Source organism: Metasolibacillus sp. FSL K6-0083 (genome assembly GCF_038630865.1).
GTDB lineage: Bacteria > Bacillota > Bacilli > Bacillales_A > Planococcaceae > Metasolibacillus > Metasolibacillus fluoroglycofenilyticus.
The window spans coordinates 1,844,055-1,861,248 of the sequence record NZ_CP152046.1 but is presented as its reverse complement, the minus strand read 5'-3'; the positions used below and the strand labels follow the sequence as shown (position 1 = coordinate 1,861,248).

The following is a 17,194-nucleotide window of genomic DNA, read 5'->3' as shown; positions in this document are numbered from 1 at the left end:
CAGGAGAAGCCACAAATAAATCGTAAAAAGCCGCAAATAAAACAGGGCAAGTCGCAAATATATTTGAAAAGTCGCAAATATATCGGGGAAGTCGCAAATATATCCGTATGTCCCGCCAATTAATAAGGCAGATTCCCTAATTAGTAGTCTTCACGCCTCTCTTTGTGGTCTTACTGTGTCCCAGGGTCCTAGATTTCCAAGGGGGCATTGCTTACCACCTTTTTACACAGCCTCACTTTGTTGCTTTCACTCCAATATCACCCTGTTTTTAAGCATCTTAAAGCCCGAACAAATTGAGAGAACCACTTTATTGTTCGGGCTTATTGATTGAGCTAGCTCGTTTTATAAAGGCTTGACTAAGTCGGAGCGAATCCAGACGAAGTCAGCTGGTGGGTTATCGTCCGAGTAGACTTTGTACCAGATGTAGCCGTCGCTGCCTGTTGCTTCTTCTACAATTGCTACAGGGTAGCCGAATGCGCCTGATTCACCAATGACCTTCGCTTTATATGTAAAGGCAATTGGTGAGGAAGTAGAGGGCTCCATACGTGCGTTGACAGTGCTACCATCATTAAGAACCATAGCTAAACGACCTTGTTTATAGTCTTTCCGACCGAAGCGATTATCTAGGCGGTACATATGACCTGCGATTTTGCTACCCCAAAACGGGTCTGATGCGTAATGGACATTCATACCAGTTGTTTTATTACCTGGAACAGCGCCCTTTGCGTAACCACCTGATTGAGGTGTGTAGTTTTTATTGACATATTGATTAATAAACGCTAGGACGCTATCATTTGGCGTTGCGTAAGTTGAACCTGCTTCTTCATTTGCATCAAAAACACGTATGCCAAAAATATTATTTTTCTGAAGTGCGTTTGTGCTTATACCATAATCACTTTCATGTACCGCTGTTGCTAAAATAAATAATGCGTTGACATGATGCTCTTGTTCCACCGTTTTTAAAAATGCGCCAAGCCCAAGTAGGCGAGACTCAGTTAAAATATTTGCATAGCGAGGCGCAACTGTGCGACGCTCTTCAAGAATTGTATTAATCATATAATCTAGCTCTTCAGCCGTGTAATTCGTTGGCTGGCGTAAGGATGCAAATTGGAAGTATTGATAATGCTTACCAACAAGCTGTCCGTTTGTATTATAGAAATGCACTCCGTCTGTACCGTAATAATGAACACCTGGTGCCATAAAGCTTGGTGCTTCACCTATTACATATTCACCAATATAGGCTTGTTTAATATGATCGTAGAGCTTGTGCGATAGCATGCCGTTAAGTACATAATAATAGTCACGCCCTTTAATAAGTGAAGTAGGTGTTAGCGTAATTTCACTTATTTTTGCATAGCCCTTTGTATCGCCAGCTTGTACGATTGCATACGTATCATTGCTGCCAAAGTATTTAAGCTCAGAGCCTTCAACGACATATGTTAAAGCGTTAGTAAAGTCTTTATTACCATAGATTGTTACTGTGTTTGCTGCCACATCAGCGGCAGAGGCGATGCCAGAGCTCATTTTAATAATTTTATCGCCTCGGAAAAGCAGATTAACATTTTTTGATGCTTCATAAGCGGCCTCTGCCTGTTCGTATGTAACGTATACAGTTGGCTGCTTTGTTATAGTTGTGTCAGAAATAGTGCCTACATAATAGCTGTTATTATTCGTTTCGACAGGTGGTGGCTCAGGACTCACCGTGTCGTCTTGTCCATATTGCTGTGCCGTGACGTTCATACGATATAAAAATGCTGCTGCATGTGCGATTGTTGCAGAACCTTGAGGGTTGAAAAACACACCCTTTTTCTCGTGTGAACCACGAATGATATTATAGTAAACAGATGTAGCAACCGCCTCATGGAATTGTTTGCTAATTTTATTATTATCATTAAAAGTTAATGGTGCTGCTTTGAGTGGAACATTCAAATAACGCAAAGCTTTGTAAAGCATTGCAGCCATATGCTGGCGCGTAATTTTTTCATTTGGTCTAAATGTTCCATCAGGGTAGCCACCTAAAATGCCAGAGCCTGCTGCTGCTTGTATTTCAAATGTTAAAGAATCACCGACTTTTAAATCTGAAAATTGAAATTTATCTGATGCAGGTAAATTAAGAGCACGTGTAATATAGGCAGCAAATTCGCCGCGTGTTACAGCACGATTAGGATTATAATTTCCTTTACTATCCGGCAAAATGACACCTAGGTTTGCCCAATGCGTCAGCTCATTTACCATCTGATGCCCTTTAATATCACTTGCATAAGATGTAGATGGCATGACCACTGTTAACGCTAAAATAATAGTGATGACGAGGGTTGTTATTTTTTTTATCACAAAAAGATCCTCCTTTCAATCTATAATAGTTTAACAGCATTTTTAATAGATGGATAGGAGGGAAATAGTTTGTAATAATATTGTAATCTCCGATGGTAGAATGGTAACGGAGAAATCATTGCCTCACTCGCAATTCCGTTGTAATAATAGCGTAACCATATTATACTTAGAAACGTCTTATATTATAATAGTTAGTAGTTGCAACCATATACATAGAAGGCGCGTTTCACTTAAGGAGAGAAAATGAAAGAGAGGGTTCATGTCTATAATGAAAGATTTGTCAGTGAAAATTGGGAAGCAGGAGTGGCTTGAAATAGCGTTGGCAATTGCCGTGTTAATTGCAGCGACGATTATCCCTTCTAAAATTGCGTTAATAAGTACGGCTGTATTTTTTACGTTATTTGCTTTCTTTAAGCCATTTCAGAGCTTAGTTATTTTAATCCCATACGTTATTTTTAGGTCATTCTTTATTGAATTGAACCCAGGAATGAAATTGATTGGGGATTTGATTACATTTGTTGTGCTGGGAAGATTGCTTTTATTCAACCTTAAAAACTTCAAAACATTTTTCCATTTTAAAAAGTTTGAGTTAGCATTTTTCTTATTTTTAATTTTAGGCGCAATAGTTGGTTATATGAATGGGGTAAGTCTAGGCTCTATTATATTCCAAGTACGTACATTTTTAATTATGTACCTATTATATTACGTTTTAAGCCGCAGTAAGCTTCCAGCTAATTTCTTTGTAAAACTTGCATGGATTACAGTGATATCAGGTATTGTACTATTTGTGCAAGGGATTGTGGAGAAATTATCGATGCGTATGATGTGGATGCCGGAAGTGTGGACGCAAAAGGTATTATCATCGACAAACTTTGTGCGTATTTATGGCCTATTGAACAACCCGAACTCATTAGCATTAGTTATGTTCTTCGCCATTTGTGCCGCTGTATTTTTACGCTTTGTTTATAAGGATGGTCAGTACAAATATTTATTAGTTGTATCGCAAGTAGCATTTACAGGTATGCTGCTACTCACTTTATCACGTGGTGCATGGATTGCTTCAATTACGTTCGCTATATTCTTTATATTGCTAGCGCGCAATTGGAAAATGTTAAAAAGTATTGCGATTACGCTTATTGCATCTATCCTACTCGTTTATTTACCGACAAATTTAGGGTTGCAATATTTGCAAAGCATCGGTATAGAAAACGATGTAGCACCTGAAGATATTGGGGGCGGAATTAGCAACCGCTTTGCTGAAACGTTAGACGAGGATAATTTAGCTTTAATGAATGAAAGCGGTCGTATTTTCTATATTAAAAAAGGCTTTGAAGTGTTGAAGGATTACCCAATTGCTGGGGCGGGCTTTGGTACTTTCGGCGGCTCGGCAACATTGAGCTATGATTCACCGATTTATGAAAAATATAATATTCGCTCAGATATTTATGGCGGTAAAAACTTCTATTCAGATAATCAATACATTCAAGTAATAGCGGAAACAGGCGCGCTAGGCGTCTTGTTATTTGCCAGCTTCCTATTATTGATGGTGTGGCTGTTTTGGAAGGAGCGCCGTGCAACTTTTGGGCAATATATGTTTGCTTTATGGTTTGCAACAGGTGTGTGCGGATTCTTTTATAATATTTGGGAACTTAAAGTATATACGATGTTCTTCTTTATGATTTTCGCCATTTTTGCAAGCAATCGTCATTTATACCCGATGCTCGACTTGAATAAGGATGGAGAATAAATCGATAAAGTACTGTGGACGAGGCTCTGTTATATTTAAGAAACGCCAATAGGATAGGGAAGTCGCAAATATATTCTAACAACTTCAAATAAATCATAATAAAAGTGCCTGAAAAACATAGCAATCGCAATGTTCTTTAGGCACTTCCCACATTTATGGGCATGTTAAAATCGGAAAACTCAGGGAGTTGTCCGAAAAGTCCATTTTGTTTTGACACTGCATTGAAATCAATGTTTTCATCGCCCCCCTTTTACTGAAGGATAACGTTGCTAAAGTCAATGTTCATCCCATTTTTAAAAGAGGCGTTCCCTGCTTATATGAATCAATGTTTTGCGAAACATCATCGCTACTGTCCAAAATGCCGGCTATGCACGGCTTTTTGGACAGCCCCCTTGAAAAGGAATCTTCAAAAAATTCCATAATAGCGTTAGTAGAGCCGTAATTGATATCTAAAAGAAAGTTACGCTAGTAATTATTTCAATGAGCCTCTACAAAAGACATATGTTTGTAATAGAATCTCATTGAAAAATTTGTTAATGTAATAGAGTAGAAAACTTATCTTGATTTGGGGTAATTCGAGATAAAGCATTTAATCAAACGAGAGGAAGTGACTTGCTTCGATTTTCATTGGAGCGGAAAAATGAAACGCATATTTTTAAGGTTATTTAGTGCAATGCTGATGTTTTCAATTGTTTTTGGAGGAGCAACTAGCGGATATGCATTCCAAACGACGAATGATACATACCCACTGTCGCAAGGAGTAAAGTATTCGAATTATACATATACGCAATCAAAGATAAATCATTTACAAGTGGATTTGTCGAATCCGTATACAAAATTAACAGTCGGCTTACCGTCACCAATTAACTCATTACTGACGACGACAGATCATGCAAATCGTAATTCAAAGGAAGGTAATCGTGTAGTAGGGGCAATCAACTCTAACTTTTTTAATATGGGAGACGGTTATCCACTTTATTTATTATCGCAAAATAACGCAATTGTGACACCGAGCGTTATATCTTCATCTAGCTCTAATTATGTGAGTCAGCCGATTGCTTTCGGTATTACAGCGAATGGCAATGCAGAAATTGCTTACTATAATAGTAATATCATTGTTAACTATAAAGGTGAGGATATTAAAGTAAGTGGCTTGAACGTTACGCGTGGCACAGACCAAGCTGTCATTTATACACCTCAGCACCATAGCTCGCAAACACCAAATGGTGGTAAGGGTATGGAATTTGTTGTTGAAACAGGCAATACAATAGGTGCTACTCGCTTTGGGCAAACGATGGCAGGGAAAGTAACAGCAATTCGTGGCTATGATGATGAGCAAAAAGCAAAAATCCCACGTAATGGCTTTGTTCTATCATTTAATGGTTCAAAATGGGGCGATAAATTCCGAAATATTAAAGTCGGTGATGATATTTCTGTTACCTTCTCGATTGATAATCGTTGGATGGATGCCCAATTTATGATGGCAAGTGGTCCGCTATTAGTGCTAGATGGTAAAGTGAACTTGACGATGGATGCGAATAGTTCACGTGCAAAAGAAATAGCACCGCGTACAGCAGTTGCTATTAGTAAAGATAAAAAGACTGTACATCTTATTACAGTTGATGGACGACAAGGTTCAAGCAACGGGATGACATTAACACAGTTTGCTAATTATTTAGTGCGACTGGGCGTAGACCGAGCGATTAACCTCGATGGAGGTGGTTCCACAGCGATGGGAATTCGTAAATATGGCAGCAATACAGTCGTATTAGCGAATAGTCCATCAGGTGGCTCACAGCGTCGCGTATCAGCTATTTTACAAGCAGTGAGCACAGGGGCAACGGGTACTGCAACAACAATGAAAGTTACGCGTGATCAGGTGGGCTCTTTATTAGTAGGAGCAAGTGTTAAACTGACACCTGAGTATGTATTAGATGAGCATTACAACCCTCTACCAGTAAATGCAAGTAATTTTGCTGTGACAGCACAAAATGGACTCGTTTCAGTAGATGGACTTAGCTTTACAGGGGTGAGTGCAGGTAGTGAACGTGTTACAGTAACATACGGTAATGCGGCACAAACAATGGCATTCAACGTATTAGATGCACCAGTAAGCTTGAAAATTTCAGCGCCTGCAACAACAATTGACCCGGGTGCCTCATTGCAATTAAAAGCAACAGCAACAGGGCAAAACAATGAAAATTTAATTTACGCAGCGTCTCAACTAGAATGGTCTGTGGATAGTGAATACGGAACAATTTCCCAAACGGGCCTATTTAAGTCAAATGGCAAGCTTGGCAAAGCATTAGTTAGCGCGAAGCTAGGTACAAAAACAGTAACGCAGGAAATCGATGTAAAACAAACATTTACACAACAAGTATTTGCTATTTCTAATTTTGAGAAGTCTGATGAATGGCGTGTAGAAACGGCATTAACAACGGCTAAAGCAACGTTAGAAAGCTCAAAAACAATTGGTAAGCAAGGCAATTATTCAATGAAGTTAACATACGATATGACAGGCAATAAGGAAGGAACAGCTGCTGCATATTTACGTTTGAATTCATTAATTCAATTACCAGCAGAGCCGATTAAACTTGGTGTATGGGTATATGGTGATGGCAATGGCACTTGGGTGCGCGGACAAATTCGCGACGTAGCGGGTGGAAAGCATACGATTGACTTCACGGAAGAAAACGGCCAAACGTGGACAGGTTGGAAATATATCGAGGCAGACATCCCGAAAGACATTCCGAAGCCAATATCACTAGAATCTATTTATATTGTACAGCCAACTTTGGAGAAGCAAAAAGCAGGTACATTATACTTTGATAAGCTACAAGCAATTTACTCGTCTAATTATGAGGAAGCACCATTTACAGATATTAGTGTGAAGCATAATTATAAAAAAGAGATTCAATATTTAGTAGAAGCGGGTTTAATTAACGGTTACGGTGATGGTTCCTTTAAGCCAGAGCAAGCATTAACACGCGCACATGCAGCTGTACTGCTTACACGAGCGTTAGATTTAGACACGAAGTCGATTTCCAACCCAGGCTTTAAAGATGTGGCAACAAGCCATCCTTACTATAAGGAAATCGCAGCAATCGTTAACGCAGGGATTATGAATGGTACGGAGCAAGGGATATTTGATCCAAATGCGAAGTTAACACGTGCACAAATGGCGAAAATTTTAGTCATGGCCTATGATTTAAAAGGCACAACAACGACTAAATTTAAAGATGTGAGCACACAGCACTGGTCATATGACTTTGTCCACACATTGGCGGCAAACAAAATTACAACAGGCTATGAGGATAACACATTCAAGCCGGGCTTAGAAGTATCTCGTGTCCACTTTAGCTTATTCTTATATCGAACAATAACAAAATAAAATATGTGAAAAGAGCTGTTAGGAAAGATTTACTATCCTACAGCTCTTTTGATTTAGCAAATATTACATTAAAAAAGAGGAAATCTTGAATAAATCATGAAATTTTAATGATATACTGAACAAACAGCCGATAAAACTAACGGGAGGTGATTTTTACAAAAAAGTAATATCTAGATAAGTGGAAAGTAATTAATTTATTTACTATTTTCATCAGCTTACATAAGGAGGGGGCATTATGAAGAAGAGACAGAGTATCCCATTAAAGTTATCTTCTATTATTATCGGAGTATTTATTTTATTATTTATTACCTATATGTTGGTAACAGGGGCTATTATTAAAAATCAAAATGTCGCTGATGCTGAAAAATTAACATTAACAACCGCAGAGCAATCTACTTTAAAAATGAGTGAGCGCTTTAAAAAGGCGAGTACGACGCTAATTACAACCAAGGGGATATTAGAGAATTTAAGAAATAATAATGATCTTTATGGAGATGACGTATTAGAAATTATTGCGTCTAACTTACATAATAATGAAGATATTATGGGGGCAGGTGCTGTACTTGAGCGCAATTCATTTGAGGTTGATGCAGTATCTGCAGGGCGTTATGTTGATTCGCAAGGTCGCTTTATTCCATATTTGTGGAAGGAAGAGCAATCTATTGATATAACGATGCTAAATGATTTAGATGATAGACAGGTATCGGAGTGGTATTGGATACCGAAAGAGCAAAAGCGTATGACGTTAGTTGAGCCATATCCGTATGAGGTAAATGGACAAATTGTGCCGATGACGACTGTTGCAGTTCCTTTAATTGATTCACGAGGTAATGTGTTTGGTGCATTAACTGCCGATATTTCAATTGAATTTTTAAATGAATTGATTGCAGCAGACACACCTATAGGAGGCTATGCAGCAATCGTTTCTAACGCTGGTGAACTTGTTGCAGATAGCCTCGGGGAAAGTGGTGGCAACGTGGAGTCATACAGCGGAATTGCATGGGAATCTATTAAGCAACAAATAGCAAGTGGCGAAACGGCAAGTATGTATGAATATTCTCAACAATTAAAGGATACGTCCTATATGATTTTCAAGCCGATGGTATTGGAGGGAATCGAGGAGAAATGGGCAGTGCAATTCGTCCTACCAGAATCGGTTATTTTAGAGCAGTATAATCAAATCGTATGGATTGCGGTAATTTCTGCGGTCATTATTATTTCTGTAATGGCGTTAATTAGTATTTGGTATATTTTCAAGCAGCTTCGACCGTTGAAATATTTACGCGAATCTATGGAGGCAGCTGCATCTGGTAATTTAACAAAAACGATTGATCCAAAATATATTAAGCCTGATGAAATTGGTACTGTGACGCTGGCTTATAATAATATGATTGAGCAGACTAGTGAAATTATTAAAACTGTACAAAATTCAACGGAAACATTGAATGATGCTACGGCACATGTTACGAATTCCTTTAATGAAATTACAGCTTCTAGCGTGGAGGTAGCGACGGCAATTGATGAGATTGCACAAGGAACATCTAAGCAATCAGAGGATACGGAGGAAACAAACTACCGTATGATGGATTTATCAGATGAACTCGATACATTATCCTCTATTTCAAATAATATGGACGAGCTATCAAAGCAAACACAAGAGACGATTTCGAATGGAATGAATGAAGTTGTTAGCTTGCGTGAGCATAATGCACAAACAAATGACATGAATACACGTATTCAACAACAAATGCATACATTGGCGACAGATATTTCAAATATCAATAATATTATCGCTTCAATACAGGGGATAACAGAACAGACAAATTTACTCGCATTGAATGCAAGTATAGAAGCTGCTCGGGCAGGCGAGCATGGAAAAGGCTTCGCTGTTGTAGCAGAGGAAGTCCGTAATCTAGCGGAGCAATCGAAGAAGGAAACCGAAATTATTCGCGAAACAGTTGCGGGAATTTTAGAAAACTCCCGACAAACTGTGGAAGTAATTGATGCCAATGCGCAATTATTAGATAGGCAAAATGCATCTGTGCATAGTACAGAGCAGGCATTTAAAAATAATAGCGAGCTAACATTGTCGCTTACAACTGCTATTGAAAAACTAAAAGAGCAGCTTGAAAATATGCTAGAGCATAAAAACCAAGCAACGATGGCCATTCAAAGTATCTCTGCAATATCAGAGCAAACGGCAGCCTCAGCAGAAGAGGTAAGCGCTACTGCGCAATCACAGCAAAACGAGCTATTCAATGTGTCACAAGCTGTAATGAATGTAGAGAAAACGTCAAAAGAGCTACAAGAGGCGGTTCAACGCTTTACTTTAAATTAGGAGATTGAGGTTGAAGGCGTCCAAAAAAGCCGTGCAGTTGCCGGTATTTTGGACGTCTTTACTTATGTTTGGATAAAGGGCTTCCTTTGAAAATGTGGTGAACACTAGTTTTAACGATATTTACCTTTCATTTAATGCGTTGCCCAAACAAATTAGACCTTTCAGACAGCCTTACCCTTTTTTATTAAAACTCTCAAAAGCTAGAAAGCCGCAAATAAATCAAGGCAAGTCGCAAATATATTTGAGGAGTCGCAAATAAATCAGGGCAAGTCGCAAATATATTTGAAAAGTCGCAAATAAATCAAGGCAAGTCGCAAATATATTTGAAAAGTCGCAAATAAATCAGTCAAGTCGCAAATATATCCGAGAAACTGCAAATAAATCAACGCAAGCCACACATAAAAAATCAAGATGTAATGCGTATGGGATTACGACAATTTTAGTCAGGCAGGTCTTTCTTTCTTTTCTTTCTTAAACGGCATATATGCTATACTAAATGATAGAACTAAGCGAAGAAAAAAGCGTCATATATTTAGAGACATTGAATTAAAAAGGATGAATGCATAAGTGAAAATAGGAATTGTTGGTAACTACGGAAATGATAATAATGGAGATGAGGCAATTTTATTAAGCATTATACGTCAGCTTGAAAAAGCCTTTAGCATCCCAACTGAAAATATCGTTGTATTCAGTAATAACCCGAAGCAAACAGCACAGCGCTATAATGTTCAAAGCTATCCGCTCTATCATAAAAACGGCAATGCGCCAAAAACGTTTATTAAAACATATCGAGAAAACTCGAAAATTGTAAAAGGATTAGATTTTGTCGTGATTGGGGGCGGTGGTATTTTAATGGATTTATATAAACGTGAGGCTCCGCTTTACGGTTCCTATGCGATGATGGCGAAAAATGCAGGAGTGCCGTATGTTGTCTATGGCTGTGGTGCGGGTCCCTTATATACAGGACTTGGCAAATGGTTCATTCGTTATATGGCAAAGCATTCACAAAATATTTCCGTGCGTGACCCCCAATCGAAGGCGTTGCTTGAATCGATTGGCGTGAAATGCGATGTTCATATCATTGGCGACCCAGCCTTTAGTTTAGAAGTGGAGCGTGAGCACTATAGCGAGCAACCGAAGAAAATTGGTGTAACTGCTGTGCCTTATTACAATGCATCTTACTGGCCAACAGGCGACGAGGAAAAATATCATAATTATATTGCGGGTATGGCAAAAAATTTAGACCGTGTAATTGAAGAGCAAAATGTGGAAATAACATTTTTTGCTACGAAATACCCACAGGATGCAGATGTAACAAAGGATATTCAAAAGTTGATGAAGCACGGAGAGCGTACAACGATTATTGATGAGAATTGCCCGCCACAGCGAATATTGGAGCTAACAGCTACATTTGATGTATTGATTGGTACACGTCTACATTCCCTTATTTTGGCGACAGACACAAAAACACCGATTATTGGCGTATCATATCACGTGAAGGTCAATGATTTTTTACAAATGGCCGGGCTTGGAGACTATTCATTAGCTATCGATACATTGCATGCCCGCGATGATTATTTCAGTACATTATTCAATCAGTTGCAGGCAGATTGGCCAGCAGCTAAAGTGCTAGCAAAGGTAACAAATGATGCCTTTAAAGAGAAGTCGGCACTTGGTTTACAGCTATTACAGGCAGGTGCAAAGCGATGAAAAAAGCGTTAATTATTAGCAATATGTATCCGACAAAGGAGCATTTAGCTTATGGCGTTTTTGTAAAAAATCAAGTAACACAATTAAATGCAGCAGGCGTTGAAACGCTTATTGCAGTAAATGATAATCCTGCAACAGGTAAAAAAAATGTATTGAAAAAATATGCGAAATGGGCTTTACATGTGCTGGCAACATTTCGCAAAAATAAACGCAACATCAGCTTAACACATGCGCATTATGTTTTTCCAAGCGGCATGTTTAGCTATTACTTAAAGAAGCGCTATAATGTACCGTATGTTGTGACTGCACATGGCGGTGATATTAATAAAATGGCGAAGAAAAGCGCTCGTATTAAAGGCTATACTACAAAGATTCTACAGCATGCCGACCATGTAATTGCAGTCGGCGAGGAACTAGCGCAAACGATACAAGCAGATTACGGCATTGAAGCTAGTCGTATATCCATTATGAGCATGGGAATTAATCGCGACGTATTTCAGCAGACGGACAAGCAGCAAATGCAACAAAGCCTTGCGATGGATAGTGCGTGTACAAATTTTTTATTCGTCGGCAATATTATTGAAGAAAAAGGCGTGCTTGAGCTTGTAACTGCATTTCAACAGCTAGAGAAAATTCATGCTGGAAAGATTGCACTTTACTGTATTGGCTCTACAAAGGACACAGGCTTTACAGCGAAGATAAAATCGCTTGTGGAAAGCAAGCAAATCCATTTTATCGAGCCAATGCCACAAGCAGAGTTAGCTCGTTATTTCCAAGCAGCAGATGTATTTGTACTACCATCTTACATCGAAGGATTAGGGCTTGTTGCATTAGAGGCAATGAGCTGTGGGACACCTGTTATTGCATCGAGTGTGGGTGGCTTGCAATATATGCTAGCAGATGGAGCGGGTGTGCTTGTACCACCAAAGAATGCCAAAGCACTACAAGGCGCAATGGAGCAAGCTTTAACTGGCATAGCTCTCAACGAAGAAAAAGTGCGAGAACTGCTAATTACCCATGATGCTCAAAATATTACCGAAAGATTAAAGAAGATTTACCTAGATATAGCAGGTTCTAAGGTCAATCACAAATGAACAGGAGAAGTTGCGAATATATTTAAAAGTGCTAGTTCACGAAAAATCAAAAACGAATTTCCTAAAATCAGACAGAAACTATGGAAAGAATATTTCTGGTCACAAAGCTATTGTTTGCTAACTGTTGGCGGTGCACCATTAGAAATCCTAAAGCAATACATTGAAACACAAGGAAAAAAGGAGGTGTAGGAAATGTTGAAAGCATACAAATATCGTATCTACCCGAACAAAGAACAGCGAATATTTTTCGTAAAAACCTTTGGGTGTGTGCGGTTTGTCTATAACAAAATGCTTGCCGATAGAATCAATTCTTATAAGGAATCTCAAGAAAACATTGATAAGTCCATCAAGTATCCTACACCAGCCAAATATAAAGTTGAATTTCCGTTTCTAAAAGAAGTGGATAGTCTTGCTTTGGCTAACGCCCAATTAAATCTAGACAAGGCTTATGCTAATTTCTTTCGTGATAAATCTGTGGGATTTCCAAAATTCAAAAGCAAAAAAGATAATCACCGTAGCTACAAGACGAACAACCAAAAAGGAACCATATATATTGATAATGGTTATATCAAGTTGCCAAAACTAAAAACAATGGTACGAATCAAGCAACATAGATTATTCCAAGGCTTGATTAAGTCTGTAACCATTTCCCAAGCACCAACAGGCAAATATTTTGCTTCTGTTTTGGTGGAAGAAAATGAACAATTATTCCCTAAGATTGATACTAGGGTTGGTATTGATGTTGGCTTGAAAGACTTCGCCATATTATCCAATGGAAAGAAATATGAAAATCCTAAATGGTTACGAAAAGCTGAAAAAAGATTAGCTTTTTTGCAACGTTCTTTATCACGCAAAAAGAAAGGTTCTAAAAATCGCAATAAGGTTAGACTACAAGTCGTAAAACTTCACGAAAAGATTGCTAACCAACGAAATGATTTTCTTCACAAAATAAGTAATGAAATCACAAACGAAAACCAAGTAATTGTGATAGAGGACTTGAAAGTGAAAAATATGCAAAAGAATCACAATTTAGCAAAAGCAATCAGTGAAGTATCTTGGGCTAAATTCAGAGAATACCTTGACTACAAAGCAATATGGAAAGGTCGTGACTTGATAATTGCACCTAAGAATTATGCAAGTAGTCAATTATGTTCTTGCTGTGGTTATAAGAACAAGGAAGTCAAGAAACTAAACCTTAGAGAGTGGACTTGTCCTGAATGTAATAGCCATCACGATAGAGACCATAATGCAAGTCTAAATCTGCTAAAACTAGCCATGTAATTGGTATCTTCCATAGGGGCAGGAACTGTCCTCATAGCTTGGTAAATATAGATAGCTAGTAAAAGTATCTACTTCCCAAGAAGCCCCCACTTCAAGCGACCCGTAAGGGTGGTAAGTGGTGGGAGTAGTTCACAATTGCCAAAGATAAGGATTGATGCAGCGTGAACCGCATTTTAAAAATTGTCGGAGCGGTAGCGGTTATTAATATACTCGCTCGACTTTTTGGGTTTTTGCGTGAGGTTATAATTGGATGGCAGTATGGTACAACAGAGCTTGCTGCTAGCATCATTAATGCTTACACCATTCCCAATTTTTTATATTTAGTAATAGGCGGTGCGTTTACGACTGCTTTTATTTCGATTTACCATAAAACATCTGCCTCACTTACAGACTATATTCGCCGTACGTTTACGACAATTATCGTATCAATTTCGATTATTTCGTTACTGTTTATCATTTTTGCAAATCCGATTTTGCATTGGTATTTCCAAGCGGCGACAGGCGAGGAATATGAGCGGCTGAAATCACTTTATTATTGGATGATGCCATCAACAATTATGCTCGTGCTTTCGACTTGGCTAAGCGGTGTTTTAAACGTGCAAGGCAAGTTCCATTTATCGAGCTTCTCGGTGCTTATTTATAATTTATCTTTTTTAATTATTTCAGTTGGACTATCGCTTGTCATTGGACCGATTGGCTATGGTGTTGGGGCATTGCTTGGGGCAGCCTGTATGTTCTTTTTCCTCGTATTTGGCGTGCGCAAAGCAGAGCACATGTCGTTTAAGCTGATGCCTCCCAATGCAGATGACCAAAAGGAGCTATGGAAAGTGGCTTTACCGATTATGCTTGGTGGGGCGACAGCACAAATGTATATTTTAATTCAGCGCTTCTTTACAAATATGTTGGATGCTAGTGCTGTAACTGCTGTGAACTACGCGACGAAAATGTCACAGTTTCCACAAGCGATTTTAATGACAGCTGTGACGACAGTTATTTTCCCATTACTTAGTAAAAAGGAGGGAGAAGAGGATACAGCGGCTGTAAAAGCTTTGTATTTACGCGGACTGCGCTTACTCTACATATTAGTAATGCCGGTTTCTGTCTATTTTTATTTCCAAGCAGAGCCGATTATTCGTATTGTTTTTGAGCGGAATCAATGGGATGCTACAGATACGGCTGTGATGACACCATTGCTTACAGTATTCAGTCTTACGATGTTTTTCCTTGCTGCCAATATGTACGTAACACGTTTCTATTATGCGAAAGGTAACTCGATGACGCCCGTTATTTTTAGCTTTATTACTGTTTTTGGTGTAAATATCGCAGTTATTCAATTAATGATAGGGCAGTATGCGGCACATGCTATTGCTTGGGGAACTGTTGTCAGTGCAGCAGCCAATTTCTTGTTACTTGTCATATGGCTACAATGGAAATACAAGTTAAAGCTCATTGATAAAAATATGTCGCAATTTATGAGATTTGCTACATTAACAGTGATTTATATTGCTATTGCATGGCTTGTATCAACATATATCCATATCAATTTTATTTGGCTACATGTGATTGTCACATTTATGATTTTGCTAATTAGCTATGTTTTATTATTAGCACTATTCCGCTTGCAGGAGCTCCAGCAAATCATAGCGAAGGTGAAAAAGAAGCTATTCAAGAAATAATAAAGGGCAATGTCACTCGAGTAAACATTTTAAGCATTTATATTATCGCTAAAACTGTATTAATCACAATAAATTGTCACTTGGAAAGCGTGGGGCTATTTCGAAAGTTTATTTTCGCCCTATTGTAGGGAGAAATTCGCTTTCCGCTTATTTTATTTTAAATTCAAAAGAAAGATGCTAAACACTGGGTGATTTCCTTTGGTGAGGCATCAACGAAAGCGTCCCAAAAGCAGGCAATACACTACTTTTGGGACGTCCCTTCTTTCCTTTAATTTACTGTAATATGCACATATTGCCCTTTCGCTTTTGAATCTTTTAAGGCTGCTGGGTGAATGATGAGCATGTATTGTGTTTGTTCAGCAAGCAGCTCTGTTGTTGTAATAACGAGCTGTTTATTTTTTTGAACAACTTTTATTGGAACAGCTTCGCCACCTAAAGCTACAAGCTCGATGGAACTTGCTGGAAGCTTCGAGGCAAGCAATTGGCTATAAGAAAGAGTTACTGTTTTACTTTCCTTCACTGTAACTGCTGGCAATGCCCTATAAAGCTTAAATTTGCCTACAAGCGAATCGAAATGTGCTGTCATTATTGGCGTAGTCGTTGTAATATGTGGCTTTACGCCAACTTCATTAATTGCACTACCATTTGGACCAGAGAATTTTCCTACTGTCAGCTTTAAATAGCTGCCATCGGAAAGCTCAAAAAATCCTTGCATTGTCCCTTTACCGTATGTTTTTTCGCCATAAACAACTGCTGACTTTTGATCAACTAATGCCGCAGCTAACATTTCTGATGCGCTGGCACTAAAGCGATTGACAAGTACGCGCGTGTCCGTAGGGAATTTTGTAGGCTGGAAGCTAGAATTGTATTTCGTCGTACCTGTTGCTGTTTGCAGCTTGTAAGCATATGGTGATTTAGGAAACATGCCAATTAATTGCTCGGCGGCTGTTACATAGCCACCGCCATTATCTTGTACATCTAAAATAAAGGAAGTTGCTCCCTGTGATTTCAGCTCGTTAAATGCTTTTTTTACAAGCTTTGCTGCATCCTCTGAAAAAGAGCTTAAATGAATAAAGCCTATATTTCCGTAAAGCAGCTTTGTTGTGACGTTTGGAATGCTGAATGGTTGACGAATGAGCGTCATCATTTTTGTCTGTCCATTATGCAGTATACCAAGGCGCACAGATGTATTTTGCTCTCCCATAATCAAGGACGTTGCTTCTTGAATAGACATTGGGACAGTTGATTGTCCGTTGATGCTGACGATGATTTGCCCGCTTTTTATGCCGGCTTTGTGTGCGCTACCACCTTCAATTACCTCTTTAATTAACACACCTTTATCGTGCTTTTCTACGACAACTCCAATACCAACGGAGGTCATTTCAATCGAACTTATATATTTTTCGAATTCAGCTGCAGTGAAGAAGGTAGAATAGGCATCAAGCATATCCATGACCTCTTCGATGGAAGAGGCATTTTGTAAGCTACCGTTAATATTGCCAACATACTCTGCTTTAATTAGTGATTTTACCTCATCTAAAGCGCTCGCATTTGCTGTTATTGGTATTAATAAAAAGAAGCTAAAAAGCATTGCTTTTAGTAAGTTTTTCATTCGTTCCACAC

At 38.6% G+C, this 17,194-nt stretch carries 9 protein-coding genes and 1 pseudogene; 8 read left to right on the top strand and 2 right to left on the bottom strand.

Annotation, left to right across the window (positions count from 1 at the left end; translation table 11 throughout):
• Positions 1–342 precede the first annotated feature (342 nt).
• Positions 343–2,334: an S-layer homology domain-containing protein gene (locus MHB51_RS08785; protein ID WP_342559422.1), complete on the bottom strand. Its 1,992-nt coding sequence runs from the start codon at positions 2,332–2,334 to the stop codon at positions 343–345.
• A 259-nt stretch (positions 2,335–2,593) separates the two neighbouring features.
• On the opposite strand from MHB51_RS08785, the gene MHB51_RS08780 reads away from it, so the two are divergent.
• The 8 genes and pseudogenes from MHB51_RS08780 to MHB51_RS08745 all read left to right on the top strand — a co-directional run bounded on the left by MHB51_RS08780 (position 2,594) and on the right by MHB51_RS08745 (position 15,571).
• Complete coding sequence (locus tag MHB51_RS08780; RefSeq protein ID WP_235615998.1) at positions 2,594–4,081, top strand: O-antigen ligase family protein; 1,488 nt, start codon at positions 2,594–2,596, stop codon at positions 4,079–4,081.
• Positions 4,082–4,721: 640 nt separating this feature from the next.
• The gene (locus MHB51_RS08775; RefSeq protein WP_342559421.1) at positions 4,722–7,472 is read left to right on the top strand and encodes an S-layer homology domain-containing protein; all 2,751 of its coding nucleotides are present in this window, start codon (positions 4,722–4,724) and stop codon (positions 7,470–7,472) included.
• Between the two features lie 235 nt (positions 7,473–7,707).
• On the top strand, positions 7,708–9,810 hold the full coding sequence (locus MHB51_RS08770) for a methyl-accepting chemotaxis protein (protein WP_066168418.1): 2,103 nt from the start codon (positions 7,708–7,710) through the stop codon (positions 9,808–9,810).
• A gap of 567 nt (positions 9,811–10,377) precedes the next feature.
• Positions 10,378–11,520, top strand: coding sequence for a polysaccharide pyruvyl transferase family protein (locus tag MHB51_RS08765; RefSeq protein WP_342559420.1), 1,143 nt, complete (start codon positions 10,378–10,380; stop codon positions 11,518–11,520).
• A complete protein-coding gene (locus MHB51_RS08760; RefSeq protein ID WP_342559419.1) occupies positions 11,517–12,614 on the top strand; it encodes a glycosyltransferase in 1,098 nt (365 codons plus the stop codon). The genes MHB51_RS08765 and MHB51_RS08760 overlap by 4 nt, the downstream gene beginning before the upstream one ends.
• 15 nt (positions 12,615–12,629) lie before the next feature.
• A pseudogene (locus MHB51_RS08755) lies at positions 12,630–12,803 on the top strand (transposase); the annotation flags it as partial.
• 3 nt (positions 12,804–12,806) lie between these two features.
• Positions 12,807–13,895 carry an IS200/IS605 family element RNA-guided endonuclease TnpB gene (tnpB, locus tag MHB51_RS08750; protein WP_107942098.1) on the top strand — a complete coding sequence of 363 codons (1,089 nt, stop codon included), beginning with the start codon at positions 12,807–12,809 and terminating at the stop codon, positions 13,893–13,895.
• Positions 13,896–14,056: 161 nt separating this feature from the next.
• Positions 14,057–15,571 carry a lipid II flippase MurJ gene (locus MHB51_RS08745; RefSeq protein WP_066164978.1) on the top strand — a complete coding sequence of 505 codons (1,515 nt, stop codon included), beginning with the start codon at positions 14,057–14,059 and terminating at the stop codon, positions 15,569–15,571.
• A gap of 268 nt (positions 15,572–15,839) precedes the next feature.
• On the opposite strand, the gene MHB51_RS08740 is transcribed toward MHB51_RS08745, so the two are convergent.
• Entirely contained in the window at positions 15,840–17,183 is a 1,344-nt protein-coding gene (locus tag MHB51_RS08740; RefSeq protein WP_342559418.1) for a S41 family peptidase, read from the bottom strand.
• Positions 17,184–17,194: the final 11 nt, after the last annotated feature.

Bases quoted from the DNA above. Each gene is read 5' to 3' on its own strand.
- MHB51_RS08770 (WP_066168418.1), top strand. From the start codon at position 7,708: ATGAAGAAGAGACAGAGTATCCCATTAAAGTTATCTTCTATTATTATC.
- tnpB (WP_107942098.1), top strand. From the start codon at position 12,807: ATGTTGAAAGCATACAAATATCGTATCTACCCGAACAAAGAACAGCGA.
- MHB51_RS08780 (WP_235615998.1), top strand. From the start codon at position 2,594: ATGTCTATAATGAAAGATTTGTCAGTGAAAATTGGGAAGCAGGAGTGG.
- MHB51_RS08775 (WP_342559421.1), top strand. From the start codon at position 4,722: ATGAAACGCATATTTTTAAGGTTATTTAGTGCAATGCTGATGTTTTCA.
- MHB51_RS08740 (WP_342559418.1), bottom strand. From the start codon at position 17,183: ATGAAAAACTTACTAAAAGCAATGCTTTTTAGCTTCTTTTTATTAATA.
- MHB51_RS08760 (WP_342559419.1), top strand. From the start codon at position 11,517: ATGAAAAAAGCGTTAATTATTAGCAATATGTATCCGACAAAGGAGCAT.